Source organism: Luteipulveratus flavus, from assembly GCF_029439465.1.
Classification (GTDB): Bacteria; Actinomycetota; Actinomycetes; order Actinomycetales; family Dermatophilaceae; genus Luteipulveratus; species Luteipulveratus flavus.
Map to the genome: position 1 here is coordinate 51,919 of NZ_JAROAV010000032.1, position 23,599 is coordinate 75,517.

The 23,599-nt window shown below is 69.4% G+C and carries 23 protein-coding genes; 12 read left to right on the forward strand and 11 right to left on the reverse strand.

Annotated features, from left to right (window positions below):
* The first annotated feature begins 276 nt into the window (after nt 1–276).
* From P4R38_RS13120 to P4R38_RS13130, 3 genes are all read left to right on the forward strand, one after another.
* Nucleotides 277–564: a hypothetical protein gene (locus P4R38_RS13120; protein ID WP_275236823.1), complete on the forward strand. Its 288-nt coding sequence runs from the start codon at nt 277–279 to the stop codon at nt 562–564.
* 209 nt (nt 565–773) lie between these two features.
* Nucleotides 774–1,181, forward strand: coding sequence for a YciI family protein (locus tag P4R38_RS13125; RefSeq protein WP_275236824.1), 408 nt, complete (start codon nt 774–776; stop codon nt 1,179–1,181).
* A complete protein-coding gene (locus tag P4R38_RS13130) occupies nt 1,178–2,323 on the forward strand; it encodes an RNA polymerase sigma factor (RefSeq protein WP_409201265.1) in 1,146 nt (381 codons plus the stop codon). Before P4R38_RS13125 ends, P4R38_RS13130 begins: the two co-directional genes overlap by 4 nt.
* Before the next feature lie 96 nt (nt 2,324–2,419).
* Here P4R38_RS13130 and P4R38_RS13135 read toward each other — a convergent pair whose 3' ends face one another.
* A complete protein-coding gene (locus tag P4R38_RS13135; RefSeq protein WP_277192517.1) occupies nt 2,420–3,229 on the reverse strand; it encodes an HNH endonuclease family protein in 810 nt (269 codons plus the stop codon).
* Between the two features lie 130 nt (nt 3,230–3,359).
* Nucleotides 3,360–3,782 (reverse strand): MarR family winged helix-turn-helix transcriptional regulator, encoded by a 423-nt coding sequence (locus P4R38_RS13140; protein ID WP_277192518.1) that lies wholly within the window; start codon nt 3,780–3,782, stop codon nt 3,360–3,362.
* Between the two features lie 67 nt (nt 3,783–3,849).
* Between P4R38_RS13140 and P4R38_RS13145 the strand changes: the two genes are divergently transcribed.
* The 3 genes from P4R38_RS13145 (at nt 3,850) to P4R38_RS13155 (ending at nt 8,141) form a co-directional block, all read left to right on the forward strand.
* Complete coding sequence (locus P4R38_RS13145; RefSeq protein WP_277192519.1) at nt 3,850–4,893, forward strand: hypothetical protein; 1,044 nt, start codon at nt 3,850–3,852, stop codon at nt 4,891–4,893.
* 49 nt (nt 4,894–4,942) lie between these two features.
* Nucleotides 4,943–6,181 carry a low temperature requirement protein A gene (locus P4R38_RS13150; protein ID WP_277192520.1) on the forward strand — a complete coding sequence of 413 codons (1,239 nt, stop codon included), beginning with the start codon at nt 4,943–4,945 and terminating at the stop codon, nt 6,179–6,181.
* 130 nt (nt 6,182–6,311) lie between these two features.
* Nucleotides 6,312–8,141: a sigma-54-dependent Fis family transcriptional regulator gene (locus P4R38_RS13155; RefSeq protein ID WP_277192521.1), complete on the forward strand. Its 1,830-nt coding sequence runs from the start codon at nt 6,312–6,314 to the stop codon at nt 8,139–8,141.
* 167 nt (nt 8,142–8,308) lie between these two features.
* Here the strand turns inward: P4R38_RS13155 and P4R38_RS13160 are convergent, their stop codons facing one another.
* Genes P4R38_RS13160 through P4R38_RS13170 form a run of 3 tightly spaced genes read right to left on the reverse strand, consistent with a single transcriptional unit; the run spans nt 8,309 to nt 9,652 of the window.
* Nucleotides 8,309–8,677: a DUF202 domain-containing protein gene (locus P4R38_RS13160; RefSeq protein WP_277192522.1), complete on the reverse strand. Its 369-nt coding sequence runs from the start codon at nt 8,675–8,677 to the stop codon at nt 8,309–8,311.
* A complete protein-coding gene (locus tag P4R38_RS13165) occupies nt 8,674–9,036 on the reverse strand; it encodes a YidH family protein (protein WP_277192523.1) in 363 nt (120 codons plus the stop codon). Before P4R38_RS13165 ends, P4R38_RS13160 begins: the two co-directional genes overlap by 4 nt.
* Before the next feature lie 16 nt (nt 9,037–9,052).
* The gene (locus P4R38_RS13170) at nt 9,053–9,652 is read right to left on the reverse strand and encodes a dihydrofolate reductase family protein (RefSeq protein ID WP_277192524.1); all 600 of its coding nucleotides are present in this window, start codon (nt 9,650–9,652) and stop codon (nt 9,053–9,055) included.
* 214 nt (nt 9,653–9,866) lie between these two features.
* On the opposite strand from P4R38_RS13170, the gene P4R38_RS13175 reads away from it, so the two are divergent.
* Nucleotides 9,867–10,943, forward strand: coding sequence for a hypothetical protein (locus tag P4R38_RS13175; protein WP_277192525.1), 1,077 nt, complete (start codon nt 9,867–9,869; stop codon nt 10,941–10,943).
* 68 nt (nt 10,944–11,011) lie between these two features.
* On the opposite strand, the gene P4R38_RS13180 is transcribed toward P4R38_RS13175, so the two are convergent.
* Both P4R38_RS13180 and P4R38_RS13185 read right to left on the reverse strand, forming a co-directional pair.
* A complete protein-coding gene (locus P4R38_RS13180; protein WP_277192526.1) occupies nt 11,012–11,842 on the reverse strand; it encodes a DUF1206 domain-containing protein in 831 nt (276 codons plus the stop codon).
* 179 nt (nt 11,843–12,021) lie between these two features.
* Nucleotides 12,022–13,398 (reverse strand): mechanosensitive ion channel, encoded by a 1,377-nt coding sequence (locus P4R38_RS13185; RefSeq protein ID WP_277192528.1) that lies wholly within the window; start codon nt 13,396–13,398, stop codon nt 12,022–12,024.
* Between the two features lie 205 nt (nt 13,399–13,603).
* Between P4R38_RS13185 and P4R38_RS13190 the strand changes: the two genes are divergently transcribed.
* Complete coding sequence (locus P4R38_RS13190) at nt 13,604–14,212, forward strand: GNAT family N-acetyltransferase (protein WP_277192529.1); 609 nt, start codon at nt 13,604–13,606, stop codon at nt 14,210–14,212.
* Between the two features lie 5 nt (nt 14,213–14,217).
* Here the strand turns inward: P4R38_RS13190 and P4R38_RS13195 are convergent, their stop codons facing one another.
* Complete coding sequence (locus P4R38_RS13195; protein WP_277192530.1) at nt 14,218–14,589, reverse strand: DUF4345 domain-containing protein; 372 nt, start codon at nt 14,587–14,589, stop codon at nt 14,218–14,220.
* 91 nt (nt 14,590–14,680) lie between these two features.
* Here P4R38_RS13195 and P4R38_RS13200 point away from each other — a divergent pair, with 91 nt between their 5' ends.
* Nucleotides 14,681–15,193 (forward strand): DUF3995 domain-containing protein, encoded by a 513-nt coding sequence (locus tag P4R38_RS13200; protein ID WP_277192531.1) that lies wholly within the window; start codon nt 14,681–14,683, stop codon nt 15,191–15,193.
* Here the strand turns inward: P4R38_RS13200 and P4R38_RS13205 are convergent.
* Together P4R38_RS13205 and P4R38_RS13210 are read right to left on the reverse strand one after the other, a co-directional pair.
* Nucleotides 15,157–16,200: a hypothetical protein gene (locus tag P4R38_RS13205; RefSeq protein ID WP_277192533.1), complete on the reverse strand. Its 1,044-nt coding sequence runs from the start codon at nt 16,198–16,200 to the stop codon at nt 15,157–15,159. The genes P4R38_RS13200 and P4R38_RS13205 overlap by 37 nt on opposite strands.
* A gap of 88 nt (nt 16,201–16,288) precedes the next feature.
* Nucleotides 16,289–16,567 (reverse strand): DUF3072 domain-containing protein, encoded by a 279-nt coding sequence (locus P4R38_RS13210; protein ID WP_277192534.1) that lies wholly within the window; start codon nt 16,565–16,567, stop codon nt 16,289–16,291.
* Between the two features lie 999 nt (nt 16,568–17,566).
* Here P4R38_RS13210 and P4R38_RS13215 point away from each other — a divergent pair.
* Nucleotides 17,567–19,819 (forward strand): DUF4209 domain-containing protein, encoded by a 2,253-nt coding sequence (locus P4R38_RS13215; RefSeq protein WP_277192535.1) that lies wholly within the window; start codon nt 17,567–17,569, stop codon nt 19,817–19,819.
* A 263-nt stretch (nt 19,820–20,082) separates the two neighbouring features.
* Nucleotides 20,083–21,009: a hypothetical protein gene (locus P4R38_RS13220; RefSeq protein WP_277192536.1), complete on the forward strand. Its 927-nt coding sequence runs from the start codon at nt 20,083–20,085 to the stop codon at nt 21,007–21,009.
* A gap of 108 nt (nt 21,010–21,117) precedes the next feature.
* On the opposite strand, the gene P4R38_RS13225 is transcribed toward P4R38_RS13220, so the two are convergent.
* Nucleotides 21,118–22,944, reverse strand: coding sequence for an AAA family ATPase (locus tag P4R38_RS13225; protein ID WP_277192537.1), 1,827 nt, complete (start codon nt 22,942–22,944; stop codon nt 21,118–21,120).
* 437 nt (nt 22,945–23,381) lie between these two features.
* On the opposite strand from P4R38_RS13225, the gene P4R38_RS13230 reads away from it, so the two are divergent.
* Nucleotides 23,382–23,599: hypothetical protein (locus P4R38_RS13230; protein WP_277192538.1), on the forward strand; the 218-nt coding region annotated here is incomplete at its 3' end.

The window sequence follows — 23,599 nt, forward strand, 5'->3', positions numbered from 1 at the left end:
CCTATGTCGACGACCATCGCGATCAGATCTGGGAGGGGTTCCAACTTCGGACGTCACTGGAGGCCGGTGGCGTACGACTTCGGCAGGGTCTGCATGCAAAGAACGACAGCAACGGCACCCGCGCTCAGATGTTCGAGGTCATCAAGCGGCAGCGTCCGCGCCTCGACGCCACCTTCCTGAAGAAGGACGCCGCATACGACGCCGTCAGGCGCAAGGGCCCAGTCCACCTCTACAAGCTCGCGGTCCAACCTGCACGCCAAGGTCATCCTGAAGCAGGTGTCGCAGCCCGGCGACGACGTCTTCTACATCGCGGGTCACCTGCAGACGAACGCCAAGCGCGATGCGATCTACGAGGCGGTCAGCGCGGTGTGCACCGACATCGCCGAAGGACGGTCGGTCACCGCGTGCGTCTGGGATGCGCCCAGCTCCTGGGGCATCCAGGTGGCTGACTACGGCCTGTGGAGCACTCAGCGCGAGCTGCTCGGCAAGCCGGTGAAGTGGCACGAAGCCTGCATCAAGCCGTCGTTGCGCTCGTTCTACCGTCCGTGGGATCCCACCGGATGAGGGCATGGTGCGAGCCGGCTATCTGGTCTCCCAGAAGCGGTCCCCTGGACCTCTTGTCACCGGCTCTGCCTTCATGATGCACCGGCACCCAGCAGGCCTCAAACGCGACCCGCTGAAAGTCTTCGCGGGCGATGTCGAGAACGCGAGGATGGCTGCGTCCCCGGTACGAGCTGCGGCACCGGCCCGCGGCAGACCCAGGAGGAACCGAGATGGCGAAGTACCTGCTGCTCAAGCACTACCGCGGCAACCCCAGGCCCGTGAACGACGTGCCGATGGACGAGTGGACGCCCGAGGAGTTCCAGGCGCACTGCACGTACATGGACGACTTCGCCGACCGGCTGCGCGAGTCGGGTGAGTACGTCGGTGGCGCGGCGCTGTCGCCGGAGGGCACCTTCGTCCGGTACGACGGGGAGGGCAAGCCGCCGGTCACCGACGGCCCGTTCGCCGAGACCAAGGACCTCATCGCGGGCTGGATGGTCATCGACGTCGACTCCTACGACCGCGCGCTCGCGCTGGCCGGTGAGCTGTCCGCGGCGCCCGGCGCCGACGGCAAGCCGATCCACGAGTGGCTGGAGCTGCGGCCGTTCCTCGGCAACCCCCCGACGATCACCGAGTGAGCATCGCCCCGGAGCACCTGCGTGACCTCATCCCCGAGGTCATCGGCGTCCTGGTCCGGCGCGGCGCGGACTTCGCGTCGGCCGAGGACGCCGTGCAGGAGGCGCTCGTCCAGCTGCTGACCGCGACCGACGGGCCGCGCGACGCCAAGGGCTGGCTGGTCACCGTCGCCTGGCGCAAGTTCCTCGACGCCACCCGGTCGGAGTCAGCGCGGCGGGCGCGCGAGCTGCGTCAGGAGACCGAGCCCGAGCCCGGACCGGTCAGCGGCACCGACGAGACCCTGCAGCTCTACTTCCTGTGCGCCCACCCGTCGCTGACCCCGACGTCGGCGGTCGCGCTGACCCTCCGCGCGGTCGGAGGCCTCACCACGCGGCAGATCGCCGAGGCCTACCTCGTGCCCGAGTCGACCATGGCGCAACGGATCTCGCGCGCCAAACGCACCATCAGCGAGCACCGGCTGGACGAGCCGGGCGATGTCGGCGTCGTCCTGCGGGTGCTCTACCTGGTGTTCAATGAGGGCTACTCCGGCGACGTCGACCTCGCCGCCGAGGCGATCCGGCTGACCCGCCGCCTGGCCGCCGGCGTCGACGAGCCCGAGGTGCACGGCCTGCTCGCGCTGATGCTGCTGCACCACGCCCGCCGCGCCGCGCGGACGACGCCGGACGGCGCGCTCGTACCCCTCGCCGAGCAGGACCGGAGCCGCTGGGACACCAGCCGGATCGCCGAGGGCGTCGCCGTCCTGCAGGCGGCCCTGGCCCGCGACCGACTGGGGGAGTACCAGGCGCAGGCCGCCGTCGCCGCCCTGCACGCCGACGCGCTCGACGCCGCCGAGACCGACTGGCCGCAGATCGTGGAGTGGTACGACGAGCTCGCGGCGCTGACCGACAGCCCAGTGGTCCGGCTCAACCGTGCCGTCGCGGTCGGCGAGGCGGACGGAGCGCTCGCCGGGCTCGCCGCTCTCGCCCAGGTCGACCCGACGACACCGCGCCACACCGCCGCCGCCGCGTACCTGCACGAGAAGGCCGGTGACCGGACGACCGCCGCCCGCCTGTACGCCGACGCCGCCCGCGCGGCGACCAACCAGGCCGAGGTCAACCACCTCACCCGTCAGGCCGCCCGGCTCAACTGGTCCCCGAGCGCCTAGACCCGCTCACCAGACGACTGCGACACTCGAATCTGACCCACTTGCAAGGCGGTCGGACCCGAATGTCGCAGTCGTCTGGGCGGGTGATGCGCCGGTTCAGCAGGCGGCGAGCGACTGCTGCAGGACGCGCTGGTCGCCGCGGTCGATCGCCAGGCCGTACTTCGTGGCCGAGCCGATGTACTTCACCGCGTACCCGCAGCGGTACGCCTTGTTCGGCGGAAGCCACTCCTCCGGGCCCTGGTCGCCCTTGCCCGTGTTGGTCGGGCCGTCGACGGCGAGCAGGTTCGCGGCGACGTCGTTGGCGAAGCTGCGCCGCTTCTCGATCGGCCAGGAGGAGGCGCCGAAGTCCCACGCCCGGGCCAGCGGGTAGACGTGATCGATCTGGACGGCCTGCGCCTTCGACTTCTCGAACGTGATCGTCCGTCCGGTGTAGAGGTCGTTCAGCGTGCCGGACACGACGGTGCAGCGCGAACCCTGTTTGATCACAGGGTTCTTCAGCTGCGCGCGCAGCACGTCGTCGCGGGTGCCACAGCCGTTGTGACCGCTCGGCGCGGTGTTGTCGTCGTGCCACGCCGGCCCGAAGACGCAGCCCTGGCTCGGGGCGCAGTCCCGTTCGTACCCGGCGACTTTCGGCCGACTCGGCAGGACCTTGAGCCCGCGGAGCTGGGTCTGGGCGGTCGCCTTCTGCGCGGGCGTGACGCCGACGCTCGTCCCGGCACGACCACCGTCGCCTCCTGCGGGGCCGTCGCCCTCCTTCACGCTGTTCGCCACGGCGGAGCTGCCGTCCGTGACCTGGTTCAACCAGTCCTGCACGGTGCCGCCGTTGTCGTTCTGGTGGGCCCACCCGGCCGCGAAAGCGACTGCGATCAGGGCGGTCCCGAGCATCCGGACCGTCCTGCGGTTCATGACCGCGCTCCGGCAGGAGCAGCGTTCCGGACGACGGCGGGGGCAAGGGGGCGATGGTCCACGCGCGGACCCTACCCGCGACGTACGTCACGTCACCGGAGGTCGGCCCGCGCGCCGCGGTGGCTGCCCTTCACGCGTGATCGTTGTACCGCTGCAGCAGCCGGACGAACTGGGACAGCTCGTCGTCGGTCCATCCATCCACCCGCTGCCGGATCGACTCACGCCACGAATCGCTGGCGGCGGCGAGCACGTCCGTACCGTCGCGAGTCAGCACGAGCAGCTGGGCGCGCCGCTCACCCGCGAGCGCCTGTCGGGTCAGCAGCCCGCGGCGCTCCAGCGCGGCCACCTGGCGGCTGGCGGTCGACTTGTCGATACGGAGGGCGCGGGCGACGTCGACCATCGTGGCGCGCTCGTGTGCCTGTACCGCGCTGAGCAGGGTCGACTCGGCGAACGTGACGTCCGGCATCCGCTCGCCCCACTCGCGCTGGAGCCGCCGCGACACCTCGCGGAGTCCGACGCGCAGGTCCTCGACCGCACCGTCCCGATTGGCCATCGTCGCCCTTTCGTGCTAGAAGTTGTATAGGTCAACTTTAGAACACACCCCCCGAAGGAGCACCCGCGTGAGCAACCAGCATCCCGTACCGATGAGGACGGTCCTCTCCCATGTGGCCGTGCCGATCCTCATGGGCCTGGTGATGGCGGTCGCCTACCTCGGCGGGTTCCACAAGCCGTCGCCGCACGAGGTCCCGCTCGCCGTCGTCGGCCCCACCCAGCAGGTCCAGCCCATCGCCGCCGGGCTCGAGCACCAGCTCGGCGACGAGGTCGACGTCCGCATCGTGCCGACCGTCGACCAGGCCACCCAGCAGCTGCGGAACCTCGACATCTCCGGCGCGTACGTCCCCGGCAGGGCCTCCGCCGAGATGCTCACCGCGTCCGGCGCCTCCGACACGACCCGCAGCGTCGTGGGCCAGATCGGCTCCGCGGTCGCACTGAAGCAGGGCGTACCGCTGCGGACCGTCGACGTCGCGCCCGTGTCCGACAACGACCCCGCCGGCCAGAACGGCTTCTTCTTCCTGGTCGCTCTCACGGTCGGCTCGTACGCGACGTCCATCGCCATCGGGGCTGCCGCCGCGAGCCACCCGATGCGCCGCCGCGCCGCGCTGGCCGCCGTCGCAGGGGCGCTCATCCCGACGCTGAGCTTCCTCGTCGCCCGGTTCGGCTTCGGCATGTTCGCCGGTGACTCCGCGGCCGTCTGGGGGCTGTCGGTGCTCTACTCCGAGGCAGTCCTGCTCATCGGCGTCGGCCTGCACCCGCTCATCGGCCGGTTCAGCACGCTGGTCTACTCGGCCGTCTTCGTCGCGCTGAACTTCACCACCAGCGGCGGCGTCTTCTCGCCCGCGATGCAGCCGGCGTTCTTCGGGTGGCTGCACTCGTTCTGGATCGGCTCCGGGTTCGTGGAGTCCGTGCGGCAGGTGATGTACCTGCCCGACGTCAGCATCGCCGGCCCGCTCACCATCCTCGTCGGCTGGTTCGCCCTCGGACTGGTGAGCCTCGCGATCGGGTCCGCCGTCGAGCGCCGGCGCGCGACCGTCGCCGCCCGACCCACCCGCGAGGAGCTGGACGCCGCTACCCTGGAGGAGCTCGAGGAGGACGTCGCCGTCTGAGGGGCCGAACCCCTCGGCATCCGAGTGCGGGCGTGGTTGGCTCGGACTCATGCCGACCCCAGCCCACCGGCTGATCCCGATGCGTGGCCGCGACCCGGACGAGCAGCACCGCGCCGCGACTCCGCTGGAGCTGCTGTTCGACCTGACGTTCGTGGTCGCGTTCGGGCAGGCCGGCAACGAGCTCGCGCACGCCCTGGCGTCCCACCACGTCGGCAGCGGGCTCGCCGCGTTCGGCGTCTCGGTCTTCGCGATCTGCTGGGCGTGGATCAACTTCTCCTGGTTCGCGTCGGCGTACGACACGGACGACTGGGCCTTCCGAGTGCTGACGATGGTGCAGATGGGCGGCGTCATCGTCATGGCGCTGGGCCTGCCGAACCTGTTCGCCGGGTTCGCGCACGGTGAGTTCGACGGCACCGTGATGATCGTCGGCTACGTCGTGATGCGGGTCGCCCTGATCGGGCAGTGGCTGCGCGCCGCCCGGCAGGACCCCGCTCGCCGTCGCTGCGCGATGGCGTACGTGCTGACGCTCGCCGTCGGGCAGGTGCTGTGGGTGCTGCTGCTCGTGCCGCACCTGTCGACCGGCGGCTTCTTCGCGCTGGCAGCGGTACCCGCCGCGGTCGAGCTCGCCGGCCCGTACCTCGCCGAGAGCCGCCTGACCGGGACGCCGTGGCACGCCCACCACGTGGCCGAGCGGTACAGCCTGCTGGTGATCATCACGCTCGGCGAGACGATCCTCGGGACGGTCGCGGCCATGTCCGCGCTGGTGCACGACCCGGACGTGGGCTGGAGCACCGACGCGGTGATCGTCCTCGCGGCCGGCGTCGTGCTGACATTCGGGATGTGGTGGGCGTACTTCGTCATCCCCTGGGCCGACATCCTGCACACCCACCGCGAGCGCTCGTTCTTCTGGGGATACGGGCACATGCTGATCTTCGGCGGTATCGCAGCGACGGGCGCCGGGCTGCACGTGGCGCAGTACCTGGTCGAGGGCGAGACCACGCTCGGGACGACCGGCACGCTGGTCACGGTGGTCGTCCCGTTCGCGGTCTTCGCGGGGATGCTCTACCTGATGTACGCCGTGAGCATGCGGGCGGCGGACCCGTTCCACATCGCGCTCGTCGTCGCCACCGCGGCCGTCCTCGGTGCCGGCCTGCTCGCGACAGCAGCCGGGGCCTCCCTGCCGGTCGGACTCGCGGTCGTCGCGCTGGCCCCGCTGGTCACGGTCGTCGGGTACGAGACGCTCGGGCACCGCCACCTCGACGACCACCTGGAGCGGCTGCGCTCCTGAGCCGACCGTCGCGCCATCGGGACGGTCCGGCGCGTAACGCTCGCGCGCGTGTTTCGATATGCCCACCGCGAAGGGGCGGCGCAGGCGCCGCGAGCGGGCATGGTGTAGGCGCACGACAAGGGTGACAGGCATGGCAGAACACGTGTCAGACGTGACCGGCGAGCGCACGGCGGGTGCGGTCAGCCAGGCGCGAGCGCAGTTCCTCGAGAGCGGCGCCGCGCCGTCCGTACGGTCCCAGATCCAGCTGTCCTGGGCGCGCAGCGCGAGCCTTGGGGTCGATCCGTCCGAGCTGCACCCGGTGCGGCCGCGCGACGACGACCGCGGGGACGAGGTCTTCGACCGGGTCGGTGACGTGCTCGCCCGGGCCGCTACCGCGTTCGAGGGGGAGCCGGTCAGCATCATCTTCGCCGCGCCGTCGGGCAGGGTTCTGCACTGGTACTGCGCGGACGCCGCGCTGCGCGGCCGCCTGGAGGCCGTGTCACTGGTGCCGGGAGTCGGGTACGGCGAGGCGCACGTCGGTACCAACGGCATCGGCACCGCGCTGGAGCTCGGTCGGCCCACACTCGTGGTCGGGCAGGAGCACTTCAACGAGCGGCTGTCGATGTTCGCCTGCGCCGGCGCGCCGCTGCACCACCCGGTGACCGGCGCGCTGCTCGGCGTCGTCGACATCACCTGCGCTGCGTCGCTGGCCAACCCGCTGCTGCTCGGCACCGCACGGGCCATCGCCGTGCAGCTGCAGGACGCGCTCGCCGCCCAGCTCAGCGGCCGTGACACCGCGCTGCTGCGCGACTACCTGGCCACCTCGCGTGACGGCAGCGAGCCCGTCCTCGCGCTCAGCGACGACGTGCTGATGCTGAACAGGAGCGCCCAGGACCTGCTCAGCCCGCAGGACCGCGCCGCCGTCGTCAGCCGTACCTCACAGACGCGGGTGATCGCCACGGCCCACTCCTTCCGCGCGAACCTGCCGAGTGGGGCCGTCGCCGATCTGAGCTACGCGCCCACCTTCCACCACGGCGCCCTCGTCGGTGGGGTGCTGCGGCTGCAGCTGGACCCGACGCAGGACGAGCCGGTCCAGGCGTCACCGGAGCCGCCCGTACGTCCGACGCTGCCGGGCGTGGTCGGTGTCTCCGAGGCGTGGACGGACGCCGTGGGACGGGTGCGGGAGCTGGTCGCCCACCAGCGCACCGTCCTCGTCCGGGGCGAGGCGGGCGTCGGCAAGCTGAGCCTCCTGAAGGCGGTCCACTTCGGCGCGAACGGCTCGCTGCACATCCGGGTGTTCGACTGTGCCGCGGTCGGCGACGTGGACCGGTGGATCGATCGGCTGTGCGACGACCTGGAGGACGGCTGCGGCACGATCGTCCTGCAGCACCTGGAGCGCCTCCCGGCCGTGGCGGTCGAGCCGCTCGTCCGACTGCTGCGCCAGCACGCCCCGACCAGCTCGGTGGAGGGCCCGCACTGGATCGTCGCCACCCACACGGTCAGCGCCCGGCCGACCGCCATCGACGCCGTGGTCGCGCCCCACTTCGACGCGACCGTCACCCTCGCGCCGCTGCGTGAGCGGCCGGACGACATCCCGGTGCTCGCGCGCAGCATGATGCAGAACGCCGGTGACGGCGAGGACGTCCGCCTCACCCCGGACGCACTCGCCCACCTCGCCCGGCTGCCCTGGCCCGGCAACGCCGCTCACCTGCACGAGGTCGTACGGCACGCCGCCCGGCACCAGCGCAACGGACTCATCGACGTCTGGCAGCTGCCGGAGGAGTGCCTCGCCGTGCCCGACCGCCCGCTGAGCGTGACCGAGTCCCTGGAGCGCGACGCGATCGTGCGCGCGCTGAGGGAGCACCGCGGCGACACGGCGGCCGCGGCCCGCGCCCTCGGTCTGTCGGTGGCCCTGCTGTCCCGGCAGGCCCAGGACTTCGGCGTCCTCAGCGAGCTGCTCGAGCCCCCGCCCGCTGGTTGACCGCAGTCCTCGCTGGTTGAGCCGGTCCGAGGCCGCCGGCCGCGGAGCGGGTCGAAACCGGGTGCGGCGTGGGCGGACTCTCCCCGTGCGGCACCGGGTTTCGACACGGCTCGCCCAGGGGCTCGCCGGCTCAACCAGCGGATGCGCTCGCCCACGGCCGGCGGTGGTCAGAGCAGCAGGACGACGGCCAGGCAGCCGATCCCGCACAGCAGTGCCCCACCGGCCGCCGCCGCGACGTACCGGCCCTGCGAGCTGTCCAGCTCCGCGCCGGGAGGGCAGTCCTCGCACGCCGACCCGGTCGCCGCGCGCATCCGGGCGAGCGCGCCGCGCCCGCGGACACGCGCGCTCCAGCCGAGTGCCCCCGCCCACGCCAGGGCCACCAGACCGAGCACGATCCCGACGGCCGACCCCGTGGTCGACCCGATCCGCAGCGCGCCCAGCGAGGCGACCGCCACCGACAGGGCCGTACGCCGCCAGGCCAGCGCCGTCCGCTCCGCCTGCATCCCCGGGTCGGGAACCCCGTGGCCGGGCGTCACGACACCAGCGCGCCCAACCCCAGCAGCACGCCGGCGAGCGCGACGGCGACAGCGAGAGCGGGCTTGAACGCCGACGACGGCAGCGGCTCGCCCGCGCGCATGGCCCGCTCGGATCCGGCCCAGCCGAACCACGCGAGCAGCGACGAGGAGATCCCCGCCAGCACCAGGACCACGGCCGAGGCCAGCCGCAGATGCGGCTCGACGTCCAGCTCGACCGCCTCGATCGCGACGCCGGCGGCCATCAGCGCGAGGGCCGTCCGGATCCAGGACAGGAAGGTCCGCTCGTTGGCCAGGCTGAACCGCGGATCGGGCTCCTCGCCCGCCCCGAACACCCGGTCCGGCACGCGTCGTCGCTCCACAGCGCCCATTCTGACGTCAGGCGGGCCGAACCCAGGTCAGGTGCGTGACGTACGGCGTCGTACGGCTCGCGACCGGCCGCAGCTGCAGGTCCGGCACCCCCTCGAAGATGCGGACGCCGTCGCCGGCGGTGATCGGGGCGACGTGCAGCCGCAGCTCGTCGAGGACGCCGGCGGCCAGGCACGCGTTGACCGTCGAGGCGCCCCCGGCGATGGCGACGTCCCCGTCGCCGGCCGCCTCGCGCGCCCGGCGCAGCGCCTCCTCCAGCCCGCCGGTGACGAAGGTGAACGTCGTCCCGCCGTCCATCGGCAGCGGGTCCCGCTCGTGGTGGGTGAGCACGAAGACCGGTGCGTGGTACGGCGGGTCGTCACCCCACCAGCCCCTCCAGTCCGGGTCCCAGGCGCCGCGGCCGGGGCTGAACGTGTTGCGGCCCATCACGTACGCCGACGCCGCGGTGATCGCCTCGACCTCGGCGGCGTTGTCGGCGGCGTGCTCGAACATCCACGTGTGCAGCCGTTCGCCGATGCGCGGGCCGAACGGGTGGTCCAGCGACTGGTCGTGACCGGCGGCGACGCCGTCCAGGGTCACCGACAGGTCGGCGACGACGCGAGCGCTCATGACGATCCTCCTCATGGGTGGGCAGCGGGACGACCCCGCTCAGCCTCCCAACGAACGGCGCCCGACCGCTACGACATCGCAGCTGATACCTCGGCCTTGGTCTCATTCGGCCCGGTCGGAAATCGGTCCGAGTCCCGGAGCGCTCCAGCGGTCCCGAGCGTCAGGATGATCGCGCCGGGCAGGTGTCCGGCAATCCGATCAGGGGGTAACCACCATGAGCTCGTCCCGCTTCACGACCGCACTCGTCACCGTCGGCCTGGCCGCCGGGGTCACCGGAACGGTTGCCCTCGCCCGCCCGGCCGAGGCCGGGCAGCGTACGGCCGTCACGGCCGGCGCGCTACCGACGGCGGGCAGCAAGGCCTGGGGCTGGACGGCCGCGATCCAGCACTCGACGTCGTCCCGGGACGACCAGGGCCGCCTCGTGCTGATCAGCCCCGCCGGCGCTAGCAACCCCGTCGGAGAGGTCTCCGACGACGCGATGCTGGACGACGTGTCGTACGACGGCCGCCGGATCATCACCTCTCGCTGGATCGGTACCTCGGTCGAGAAGCCGCTGCGCCGGGTGGCGATCTGGGACGCGGCCACGCGCAAGGCCACCTTCGTCACCCTCGCCATCGAGAACACCGACCGCATCTCGATCGTGTCCAACGGCTTCCTCGTCCGGGACAAGGCGACCCAGCGGGTCCAGCTGCGCAGCTTCACCGGCGCCCTGCTCACGACGTACGCGGCCGTGAGCGGCACCCACGACGGCCCGATCGCCACCCCGGGCGGCGGTCACTTCATGGAGTCGCGCGGTGAGGGTGTCGTGATCCGCGACTCCGCGACGGGCGCCGTCACCAGGACCGTCTCGGCGCCCACCGGGTGGAAGGGCTGCGCACCGTTGGGCGGCTGGGACGCCTCCTCCTTCGTGATGACCTGCTTCAAGCCGGTGGACGACAACCGCGCCGACGACCGGCCGTTCCGGGTCGGTTTCACCTCCTCGGTGCCGACGACGCCGGTGACCACCAGCGCCGGTAGCTGGCACGGCGCCTGGCCGACGTCCGCCCCACTGATCGGGATGCCCGCGCGGATCGGCGATGGTCGCGCGGCCAAGGTGGTGAACGGGTCTCCCGTGACGGTCCGTACGACCGCCGCCGTCACCGGAGCGGTCGGCGACAAGGCCTACCTGATGGGCAGCCGGGCGAGCACGGGCCTCAGCGCGATCGACGTGGTGAACCTGACCACCGGCGCGACCAGCCGCCTGACCACGGGCCTCTACAGCGACGCGCAGACCATCGACCAGGTCGGCTGAGCCACCACCCATGCCGAAGGGGCGCCGACCAGCCGGTCGGCGCCCCTTCGGCGTGCAGACGCGTGAGCTCAGAAGCGGGCGTACTTCGCGCGCACCATCGAGTACGCGCCGTACGCCGCGAGGCCGAGAGCCATCAGCGTCAGCAGGTACGGCCCGAACGCCGCGTCACGCAGCGTCTTGAGGGCTCCGTCGAGGCCGCTCGCCTTGTCCGCGTCCTTCTGGAACCCGGCCACCGCGACCAGCCCGGCGACGATGACGAGCACGGCGCCCTTCGCGACGTGACCGATGATCGCCAGCCACTCGACGGCCTTACCCGGGTGCTCGACCAGGTCCTCGTGGAACTTCCGCTTCACGCCCTTGACGAAGTAGTAGACGCCCACGCCGGCGATGATCAGGGCGACGAGGACCAGCAGGATCCGGCCGCCGGTGTTCTGCATCAGCTTGCCGCTCATCGAGGCGTTCTGCGAGCTGCTCGACTTGCCCGAGCCGCGGGCGAACGAGATGGCGCTGAAGGCGATCGCGACGTAGACCACGGCCGTCGCGAAGGACTTGCCGCGGTCGAGCACCTCGTCCTTGGCCGAGCCGCCGCCGTCGGAGTTGCGGACGACGCCCTGGATGAGCTCGACGACGGCGAGCGCGATGAGCCCGATCGCGCCGACCCACAGGACGACCTTGCCCGCGGTGTTCTGGGCGAGCAGGCCGAACGCGCCGGACTGGTCGGCGTTCTCCGGCGTCTGGCTCCACGCGAGCTTCACCGCGATGTAAGCGATCAGCAGGTGCAGCAGGCCGCTCATCACGAACCCGAGCCGCGCCATCCGCTCGAGCCACTTGCTGTCCGCGGCCTGCCGTGCCGTGCTCGCCGCGCTGCTCTTGGCGGTCTGCACTCGCTCGTCTGTCATCGGGGCACCTTTGCTCTCGATCGAGGCCGCGGCCGGGGGTGCCGCGGTCCGGCGTGAGCATAGATGCAGCGGCGCTCGGGCGCCGGTCGCTCACCGACACCGTGTGTCGGTGAGCCGCCCGGGGCAGTGCACAGCCGGACCCCGGGAGGGGTCCGGCTGTGCGTGCGTGAACCCGTGGCTCAGGTGCCGGTGCCGGTACCCGTTCCGGAGCCCGGACCGCCCTGGCGGTTCTGCAGCCGCTCCAGCTGACGGGCCGCGGCGTCCCGGCCGCCGAGGCCGAACGCGAGGGCCGCTGCAGCGGCTCCACCGACGACGATCGCGCCGAAGGCCAGGTTGACGATGGACTCGGCCAGGCCCATGTAGCTCAGGCCCATCGCGACGAACAGCGCGATCGTCGCGTACCGGATGATCGTCGCGGCCTGGCCGCCGCCGATCGCCTTGGCCAGCAGGTTGGCGATCAGCACGCCGACCGCGATGACCACCGCGCCGAACAGCACCTTGCCGGCGAGCTCGAGCACGGCGTTGAGGATGTTGGTGATCTCGGGGAAGTTGAGCATCCGGGCCGCCGCGATCGCGAAGAACAGCACGATCGCGATCTGGACGATCCGTGCGCCGATCGACGCGACGTCGCGCCCGCCGGTGTCCAGCCCGGTGCTCTCGGCGGCGCGCTGGACGCCGAAGCCGCGCAGCAGCGACTCCGCCAGTCCCCCGACGATGCGCGCGATGACCACGCCGATCGCGAGCAGGATGCCCGCACCGAGGACGAGCGGGAGGGCGTTGAGGATGGTGGTGAGCATCCGCGTGGCCGGCTCCGAGATCGCCTTGATACCAAGGGCGTCGAACGCCGAGATGGCGACGATGGCGAGCACCAGGACGAACAGGATCTGGCCGACGATGGTGGAGATGCGCAGCTCGCCGCCGCCGCCCCCACCGCTCGCGGTGCCCTGCGCGCCGAGCCGGCTCGCGCCGTCGACGCCGCCGGTGTCCGCACGACCCGTCGCGTCCGTACGACCGGTCGCGTCCGGACGACCCGTGGCGTCCGTACGAGCCGTGGCGTCCGTGCGACCTGCGGCGTCCGTACGGCCCGTGCTGCCGCGCGTACCAGCGGCGCCCGACGTCTCGCCCGCCGGGCGCTGGTTGAGGCGCTCGGCGAAGCGGTCCACGTTGGCGGCCTGCAGGGCGGTGACGGCGAGCTCACGGACGATCTTGGCGAGCACGTAGCCGATGAACAGGATCAGGCCGGCGGCGAGGACGCGTGGGAGCGCCCCGAGGATGCTGCCGAGCATGCCCTGGATGGGACTGACGGCTCCGTTGAGCGCGAACAGGTTGAGGATCGCGATCAGCCCGAACAACCAGACGAGCAACGAACCGATGGACCCGAGCGACGAGGCGAGCGTCTGCCCGTCCGTCTCCCGGTTGAGGAACTTCACCTTCAGAAGCAGCTTGCTGAGAAGACTCTTGACGATCTTGGCGAGGATCCACGTCACCAGCAGGATGACGATCGCGGACACCACCTTGACCGTCATACCTGACCAGTCGAAGTCGTCGGTGCTCACATTGATCTCCGTTCCCTGTGTTCGGCCGCAGCAACCGGCTGCGACCCGGCGGGGACGCACGGACGTCTCGTCCGTCGTCCGTGCTCTGCCTGGCGGGTGAGCGTCACCTCCTGCCGAACGGCGTTCACAGTGCTGCCTTTAGCATGTCAGGACATACGTGTCTGTAATACCCCCGAACTGTGTCGGACGTCACGATGATGAACGCATGAGTTCCGCGAGCACCGACGCCGTCCGGGTCGTCCCGGCGAACGAGGCGTCCTGGGACGACCTCCTGGCGATCTTCGGTTCGCGCGGCCCGGCGTCCGGATGCTGGTGCCAGCGCTTCAAGCTCGCGCCCAAGGAGTCCTTCGGCAACACCCCCGCCGAGGTACGCGCCGACCGGCTGCGCGAGCAGACCGCGTGCGGCGACCCCGGCTCGCCCACGACCTCGGGCCTGGTCGCCTACCTGGACGACGAGGCCGTCGGCTGGTGTGCGGTCGAGCCGCGACCGGCGTACGTCGGACTGGTCCGGGTGTTCCGCGTGCCGTGGGACGGACGCGAGGAGGACAAGCAGGACGCGTCCGTCTGGGCGATCACCTGCCTGCTGGTCCGCAAGGGCCACCGCAGGCGCGGGATCAGCCGGGCCCTGGCCGCGGCCGCCGTCGAGCACGCCCGGTCACGGGGTGCGCGGGCGCTGGAGGCGTACCCGATCACCCGTACGGACGTGATCTCCGAGGAGCTGCACGTCGGCACCGTCCGGACGTACGAGGACGCCGGGCTGAGCGTCGTCCACCGGCCGTCGCTCCGTCGAGTGGTGATGCGCGTCGACCTCTGACCCGCTCAGCGGCGGCGGTCCGCGCGGGCCGCGACCTCCACCAGGACCGGGGCGGCGAGCTCGATGGCCAGGAGCACGTCGTGGAAGCGGTGCGGCGGACCGACCTCGGCCCGCGCGATGACCCGCCCGAGACCGCCGACGGCCATCAGGCCCGCGAGGAGACGCATCCGGGCGAGGTCGGGCTCCGGACCGCGCGCGGCCTTCAGCCAGCCCAGTCCGTACCCCGCGAAGACCGTGCCCATGAAGCGCACGTACGAGTCGACGGTCGGGTCGGCGCTCATGCCGGGCTCGACGGCTGTCCCGCCGAGCAGCTGGAGACCTCCGATCGCGGCGCAGGTCCCGCCGGTGAAGCGTCCGAGAGCGGTCAGCGGCGACATGACCTCAGGGTGTCACCGTGGACGCCGGACCGCATCGCTCTGCCGTGGGATGCCGACGCCCGTGCGCCGCGGGGCGTGCAAGAGTCAGGGCATGGCGACCGTCGGTCAGGATCCCACCGCGCGGACGGCACGCTCCGCACCGCCGGCGTTGTCGGCGGCCGCCGTCGCGGGCGTGCTGCACGGGGCGATCAGCCTGTACTGGGCGTCCGGCGGCGACTGGCTGATCGAGACGCTGGGGCAGCGCCTGCTCGACGCCTTCGCGGACAGCCGGTGGGTGCTCTTTCCGGTGGGCGTCGCCAAGATCGCAGGCGCCGTCGTCCCCCTCCTCCTGGCGCGACGTGGCCTGCTGAACCGCGTTCTGTGGCGCGTGCTGTGCTGGATCGGCGCGCTCGGGCTGATCGTCTGGGGCGGCCTGAACACCGTGGTGGGCAACCTCGTCCTCGCCGACATCATCCGGCCGGACGGCGGGTACGACCACGCCGGGATGGTCGGCCACGCCTGGCTGTGGGACCCGCTGTTCCTGCTGTGGGGCCTCTGCCTCGCCGTCGGTCTGCGCCGGTCGAGCGGTCACCAGCCTCCGTCGATGGTGCGGACGTCGGGCTGACCACCGACCCACTCGAACCGGTTGGTGCCCGAGAACGGCATGACCTCCGTCGATGTGCCGGTGCCGAGGTCTCGGCGCACCAGCGCCGTCCTGGTGAAGTAGTACAGGGTGCTGTCCCAGCCACCGGTGATCGCCGCCTGGTCGATCGTCGCGCCACCGACCGTGATGCGGTGGGACACGTTCGAGGAGGTGTTGTCGTACGTGTGCTGCGTCGCGGCGGGTGTCGTGGGCTGCACGACGTAGCCGCCGTCCGGCAAGGTCCGGTAGACGGGCTTGCCGTCCGGACCTGTGCTCGCATCCCGGTTGACGCGGAAGTAGATCGTCTCCCGCAGCTCCTGGTGGCTGTAGCAGGTCAGGGCCAGGTCCAGCGGACGTGTCCGCCCGGCTGGGTCCAGGTCGCAGCCGTCGTCCCCCTGCTCCCACGGCATGTCGTAGCGACGCCACACCGCACCGGTCGTCATCGGCCGCACCACCGCCTGCGGGACGGTCGTCCGGACGTACTGGTAGAGGTACAGGCCGTCGCGGGACGCCTGCAGCTCACCGTCGGTCTCGCCCCACACGGCGGGCAGGACGCGGAGGAGGGCTCCGGTCACCGCGCGGATCTCGACCCGGTGGTCCGGGCGCAGCAGCGCGACACCGTCCTTGACCAGCGTCGCGTCCGAGCCCTTCCCCATCGTGACCGCTGCGCCCGTCTGCGGGTTGCGCAGCGTGAAGACCATCGTGCTCCGGTCGACGGCCAGCACCTCGGACAGATCGGGACTGACCGCGACGAAGTACCCCGGCCCGACCGAGAAGCGGAACCCGTCCGGGGTCGCGACCATGACCCGAGCCGCACCGGTCGAGTCATCCGTGTAGAGCGTGTACCCGTAGGCCACCGACCCGGCGGCCGCCGGCACCTGGTGCGGCACCGCTGCGCTCGCGGGCGTCGCCATCCCGACACCGGTGAGTCCGAGGGCGGCGCTGCACAGCGCGCCGAGGACTCCGCGGGCCATCGTCGAACGTCTCATGATGTTCTCCTCCCATAGAACATCAATAGGACGCCTGGCCACCCGACGACGTTGTCGCCACGCCGGGGAGCGGGCTCGGGACGAGTGGTCAGCCCTCGGTGGAGGTGCCCCGGCTCGTCCGCCCCTGCAGCCGCTCGATGTGCTCGGACGCCTCGGCCTTGGTCAGGTCGGCCGGGATCTGCTCGCCGGCCTCGCGGGCGAGCGTGTCGAGGTAGCTGCGCTGGGCGCCCGTCATCGGCTCGTCGCCGGTGACCCACTCGTCGGGATCCTTGATCGCCCCGTCGCCGGTCGACTCGGGCGTGGGGGCGCCGAGCATCGGCTGGTCGTCGGTGCTGGGCCGGTCGGCAGGGTCGGTGTTGTCCGTCATGCAACCTTCCTACCCGAGGGGTCGGACAACGACGCTCGCGCAGCCCGCGGGCCATCACGGCGGAACCGGGTGGGACATCGCCCAGACATGCAGAAGTCCCCGGCCGGATCACCCCGGCCGGGGACTTCACTCGCGGTGGGTTGTTCCCGAAACCCTTTGACCTGCACGGATGCTCACGTCGCGTACCGCCCAGGCACACCCATTGGGCACCTCCAGGCACATGGCGCGCGTTGGACGCGGCCGGGCCGATAGGACTGCGAGTGGCATTTACCCAACTGGGTGCTTTGTGTGCCGCGTCGATCCGCCGCGAGTGATCACGGGGAGCCACAGCCTTCCGTGGTTGGCATGGTCGCTCGTCTGGGTGCAGATGTGAGCCACTCGGTGCCCACTCCCGCGAGTGCGCCGAGCAGCCACTTGGTCGTAATTAGGCGCGCCGCGCGACCGCTGTGCGCTCGATGCCGCTCACTGCGACGACCGGGTGCATCCGGGTCATGCATAGGCAACCGCTGCCGCGGCCCACCACCGCCTCCTGGGCTTGGGGGCTGTTCGTCCTCGCGCGGGCGGCCGCAGAACGTGCGACGGAGCTGCTGGCTGCACTGGAGGTAGACATCGCAACCCTCGTTCGGCTCGGACATGCACTTGCGTCGGCGGAGGAACCCACCCACGGGGCCGAGGGCACCTTCGTGATGGGTATTCGGACGATCGGCGGCGCCAAGAACGCCCTGGGGCCAGTCATCCGGGCACAACGCGACACGAGATCCTCGTGTCGAGCGATGGCTCGTCGACCACACTTGTCTGAAAGCCGGAGAGTCTCGCGCCGACTGGGACACACAGGAGGAACAGCTCAGCCTGCCGGCAGGATCCGCGTCGCCTCGGCGACGCGGTCCACGGGGACGTGGCTATCGCCGCCCGCCAAAGCGGGCGGCGCGGGGTGAGTCGATGCGATCACGCATCTGCTAGGCCGCGGTAACGACCGATGGCCGGAAAGAGGGAACTCCGATGGACGACACAAGCAACGACGGAGCCGATGACGCGACCAACGACGACGCGGCCAAGGTGTTGAGCCAGGACACCACGTACGTCTTCGACGCCGGCGAGGCGCGCGTCCTGGTGCCTCTCATCGACAAGTCCTTCCAGCTATCTGATGGTGTAGGCGGGTCGAGGGACTATCACGGCGCGCACAGTGCGTTCCGCACGAGCATCGCCACGCTTCTCGGAACCACGGTCAGCGACCTGGATCTACGAGGCGCTAAGAAGGAAATAGCCGCCGCGGCGTCCGACGTGTCGAGTGCCGATGGGCCGGTGGAGCAGGCGGCCGAGAAGCCAGCAGTTGATCCGGTCGTTGGCGAGCCGATGGCTGCGGAGTCGACTGAGGAGGAGTCGCCGGGGGCCTCCGCCGCCGTGGGTGGGGGTGCGCAACCCGTGGGAGAGCCCATCCGCCACGAGCTCGACCGGGCGTTCATGTACGAGTTCGTCGTAGCTTTTGACGGACCCGTCACGTGCACGCTCGGCCACTACGACAAGGACAGCGAGTTCGTGTGGCCACCCCGCATCGAGAACGTGACCGACGCGGTCGCCGAATTGTGGGAGTTCATGGCATGGGAGGCGTCGGCGCCTGCAGCCGTGGCGCGGTTCCACGATCTCATGTTCATTCGAGGCCGCAACAAGTTCACCCACGCCGTTGCTGCACGGGATGCATATCTGGAGTTCGCTGCGCTGGCGCCGGTCGTCGACCTCGACCAGGCCCACGCGATGCTCCGAGCCTGGGCGATCGACCGGATCTTCGGCCGTACGGCCGAGCTAGGCGCAACGCGCCTAGCGATCGAGCAGGCGATCACGGCGGCGTGGGACGCCGGACGGGGCTATCCAGGCGTCGTCCTGCCGTTGCTCAACGCCGTGTGCCAGACGCAGCGGCCCGCCGCCACGGACCCGGTCAAGGTCGATGCCCTCCTCGAACACGCGAGCCGCCTGTATGAGGGGACCGACTCGATCGGGTACGTCGCCGAGCTTCGGCGCGGCCGGGCCACGACCGACGCCGAACGGATCGTTGTGGACGAGTGGCATGTTGAACAACTCGCCGCTGCTGCGCGCACATCTGACGGCTTCGTGAAGGCAATGCGATTGCGCGACGCGATCCGTGAGGCCGGCCGGCTCCAGTTGCGCGGCCTCGAGGAAAAGCTGACTGTCGAACTGCAGTCGTTGCCGCCTGAGGACGCGAAGATGGAGGTCTTCACCTCTGACCTCGTGATGTCACGCGTCCCAATCGAACGCTTCCTGCGGCAGTTCACCCGAAGCCAGGACTGGCGCCGGAGCATGGGCCTGTTCAGCCAGATCCCCCCGCCCACTGGGTCGAGCGAGGATCTGGAGCGTGCGGCCGAGACGCGACGGCTGCGGCCGCGGTTGGTCGACCTGTTCTCGACCGTGCTGCTCGATGAGGATCGACTCCCAAGCTGGGAACCCACCACCGAAGAAGAGCGACGTGAGTACCAGAAGGCACGCGACGCAGGATTCAGCGCTGCGGCCTCCGCCACCCAGCTGACAGAGATCCTCGACCGATTCAAGATCCGCTACGGCGCAGTTCCCGTGGACGAGATCGCCACGTACGTGTCCCACCAGGGGCGCGGCAACTACGAGCTGGCCGCCGTCTTCGCTCGTGCACTCCACCACTATTGGAACCGCGACCTCGAGGCATGCATCCACATCGCCGTGCCACGTATCGAAAGCGCCGTCAGGCTGATCCTCCGTGAGCTCGACGTCGCCATCTACCGCGTCCAGCTCGGCAAGCGTCCCGGCCAGTACCCTCCGTTGGGATCTCTCCTCGGCGAGCTTCTCGACCTCGGGTTCGACGAAGCATGGATCTACTATCTGCGCTGGCTGCTCACTGAGCACACCGGCAAGAACCTGCGCAACGAAGTCGCCCACGGCCGCGTCCGCGGCGTCTCCGAAGCCAACGCTGTCCTGGTCCTGCGCGCGCTGCTGCTTGTCGTCCTGCTGTGTGGGCCGGGCAACGCCGACGACATCGACGCAGACCTCCCTGAAAGGGGCGATGGTGGCGCGAAAGGCGGCGAGCAGCCCGCGGAGCGGGCGGAGAAACAGTCAGGGGATCGACCGACATCGGCACCGCCTGCAGGCAGCCTCCGCACCCTGATACGTCAGCCCGTCCCGAAGGCCGTCGAGTTGCCGGCACGCAGCCTCGTCGTTGCGCGACGCCTCGTGCAGGCGGCGTGGCCGTGGTTCAGCAGAAGCACCTGACCCGGACGGCCAAGTGGGGAGCGGTCCAGCGCGGCGATCCGCGTGACGCGCGCTCAGACATCAGGCATAGCCGAGCCTTCGAGGATCGCCCCATAGAGACGCCGCGGATCTCCCTGCTGCTGCGCATGTGTCTCGTCTAAGCGATCCCGGCCGTATGGAGCTTGCCATCCGATCTTGGGTTCGATGCCGGCGGCACGTGGCAACGGGCAGGGCTGTCGTCGAGAGGCAGGCATCACGACGGCAGCCCTCATAGAATCCGATTCATGAACGACCATCCCCTTCAGCTCGCACTCCAACGCAGTGCCCGGGCGTTAAGCACGGTGACCGACCTCCTGGAGATCGCAAAGGGCAGAAAGTCCCCCGGAGGACGATCGGATGCGCGACAGGCCTCGTTGTACCGAGCTGTTGTCACCGCCTCGATGGGGGTCGTAGAAGAAGCGACTGAAGCCCTCATCGTGGAGGCCCTTCGCAGTCAAGGGATCTCGTCGACCGGCATGACTCTCCTGGAGTCAACTATTGCTAAGTTGATGCAGACCCCCAACTCCGGCGAGATCAGCAAGCTAATGACATCCTTTCTTGGATTCGACCCGAAATCTTGCCTGAAAGTCAGGCTTCGGACCTCGGCCCCGGCGTTCCGGGAGCCGAAGTCATTTGGGGCTCAAACATCTCGCCAGCTGTGGACGATCTACAACCAGGAACGAACGTGGTCGGGGCCGGACGCCGCCCAAGTCTTGGACCGATTCGTGAAGATTAGGCACTCGTTCGCGCACCAGGACTCCTCTGTTGTGCTCTTCACAAAGCCAGAGGTCGACTTGATCCGTAACCACCTATCAACTAGGCGCGCAGCCCCAGGCCCTGAAGTGGACATGGTCGAAAAGTTGAATGCGACGTGTGCTGTCCGCGTGCTCTCACCGGTGCAGCGACCGCAAGACCCCGTTCGCGATTGGCGGCTGCACGAGACGCATGCGGTCAACGCTCTCCTGACCACGGCCGGGGTGGTGACGTCGCTCGCCGATGGCCTGGCAACCTTCCTCGATTCGACCGCCGGAGTATCACGCAGCGCGTTCAATCCGCTTTGCCTCGACATCGAGACGGGTGGGTGGGTCAAACTCGCAGGGCAGACCCTCGCAACAAGCCCATGCGGCGTTTCCTGGAGGCTCGTGCCGTACTTACCGGGATCCCGGACCTAAACGTTGGTTTGATTCGTGAGGCCCCGTGGAGTGGTCGGAGGAGCAAATCAGCACGGAGCCGCGCGCCGGATCGGTGGGTAGAAGGACCCGTCCGCCGCACTAAGACTGCTAGCGGGAAGACCCAGCCATCAGGCGGTCGACGCGACGTCTCAATTCGTCGAGCGCAGCAAGATTTGGTCTGTCACGAGCCACTGCCTCCAGTAGAGCCCGACCGGAGTTCATGTGGGTAGCTCGCTGCGCGAAGGCGTTCAAGAGATACTTCCCCCGGACGAGGTGCCATCTTTGCTCACCTGGGTGTGCGTCCCAGATCTCTTTCGCTTTAGACAACGCCGCTTCCACATCGGCAGACGAGATCGATGCGAACTCTGCGACGGCTTCCCTCAACCTTTGTTGAGCCTCTGGACCCTTCGGGCTTGGCCACCGCCAGGGTAGAGACGTTCGTAGTGACCGCTGCGCTAGTTCGGCCACCACGTTGTCTTCGAGCTCCGCGAGAAGACCATCCAAAATTTCCCGCAAATCGGCTTCCGAGTAATCTCCACTGATCAGCCCGCGGTCCTGCATCACCTGCAAGGCGCCCGGGTCGGAGAGAAAGGCACCTTCTAGGTCTGCAGTCGGCCAAACAACGACCGACTCAGATATCTCCGGCGCCGGCTCGTCGGCCAACACGTCTCGGTCCACGACACCCCACACCGGAATGTCATGCGGAGCTAAGTTCGCCACTTCGCTCATCACCTGCGCACGTCCGCCTGCCCAACGAATTGAAGCACGGGCAAGTTCAGGCATCAGTAGATTGAGGAGAGGATAATCTAACTCGCCCTCCACGATCATCAGCAGGTCCGACTGCGTCAATGCGCTCGCTCTGAATCCGGCGACACGATACAGCTCTAGTCGCTCGTCCTCGTCCGCGACCAACCGAGGAGGGATTCCGTGAGCAAGACGAAGAATATTCGAGGCTGGCAGCCTGTCCAGAATGGAGGGACTATGCGTTGCCGCGATGAGCTGTCCGTTCTGACCCACAGCCTGGCTCAGAGCATCGATCAATCGTTGGCTCAGATGTGGGTGTAGGTAGGCATCGGGCTCGTCGATCAGAACCAGCGTATGGCCGGATCCCGCTCGCATGACCCGGCTGATGATAATCAGGGCCTGTCGCTCACCGCTGGACAATTCTTCGACTGCATGCTCGTCGCCGTCGCCAGTTCGGATCCGCAACTGTTCCGGATGTTGACGAGTTAGATGCTGGAGCGCCTTGGGAGCAATGAGCGCGTCCACCGTTTCACGGAATTCTTCCCACCGGATTTGAGCAGTTTCCGCTTCACCTGAACCAGCCCCTTCCTCATTAGGCAGAGAAGCGGCAACGCAGAGCGCCTTCGCGAATGACTCGAACTCGGCGTCATCGAGCCGGCCGTAATTCTGAACGGCAGCACGTGGCTCTGCCGTCTTCTGCCAGGCAATCAGTTCGCTGAGTTGATTGAGGTCGATTCCTTGAATGGTCGGAGGAACCAGCCTCCGTTCAGCTGGAAGATATATGACGTTTAGACTCGAGTTTGACCGCGCGAACTGTTCGTGCTGAAGTCCGTTCGTGAGGACTGTGAAGTTCGGTTCGCTAGATCGGGGGTAGCCGGCCGCTTCATTGTGGCGCGTCGTGATGGTCACTTTTTCGGGGATGTCGGCCTGTCCCCATCCAACCAGTTCGCTAAATGCATTCAACGAACCTCGCTCGTCACTCGTGAGCTGCAAGTGGACATTGACCTCCGCGATCGACCCTGGTCTTGCCACAGGTATGACACCGGACCAAGGCGACAGGATGCACGCCATCAACTTCGATTTGCCGGTCCCGTTGCCACCTGCCAGGGCCGCAACGGGCGATTTGGGGAGATCGATCGCGCAGTCGGCAAGTCCCCCCACGTTGCTGGTCTCCACACGAGTGATGCGCACCAACTCGGTGTACCACGACCTCCTGTTGTACGTGCCATCAAGCGAGAATTCGATGCGGCCAGCGATCGTCGGGATCTTGATCCAGGCGACGCTGCGTGAGCCCTACACGCGCCGCCCAGGGGACGCGGCCCAGTTCTAAGCGGTGCGCGAGTTCCGCTGGTCTCGTACTGGCTGCGGCGGAGGCGCAGCGGCCGGGGAGGCGACGCAGCAGGCGCTGGATGCCCGCCAAACCGCATCACTAGGCTGATGTCGCACCAGATCGCCGAGGATGTGTTCGCGATCGTTGAGAACGAGGATCAGCGGCGCCGCTTATGTCGGGCGGGCATGCCCGGCACCTCAGCGCCCGGGGTCTCCGGATTGAAGGTAGCGAAATGAGTACCGGCAATGGTTCGCCGTTGACTGCGTCGGTCGATGACACCTCGTCTCGACTGTGGCGCGTGGCCACCGAGACGGGCAGCGCCTATGTGCTTGATCTGAACGAGCGCACGTTGTGCCGAGAGGAACTAGGTCACCCGCTGCGGCACGATCGCGAGGTGCTGCCTCTTCATCAGGTGGTGCAGTGCCGTGTGGGGGACTCAGCCGACTTCCTGATTGAACCGCCCCGGGATGTCCGGAGACTTCATTACTGGAGGATGAAGTCATGGCACGTCCCTCG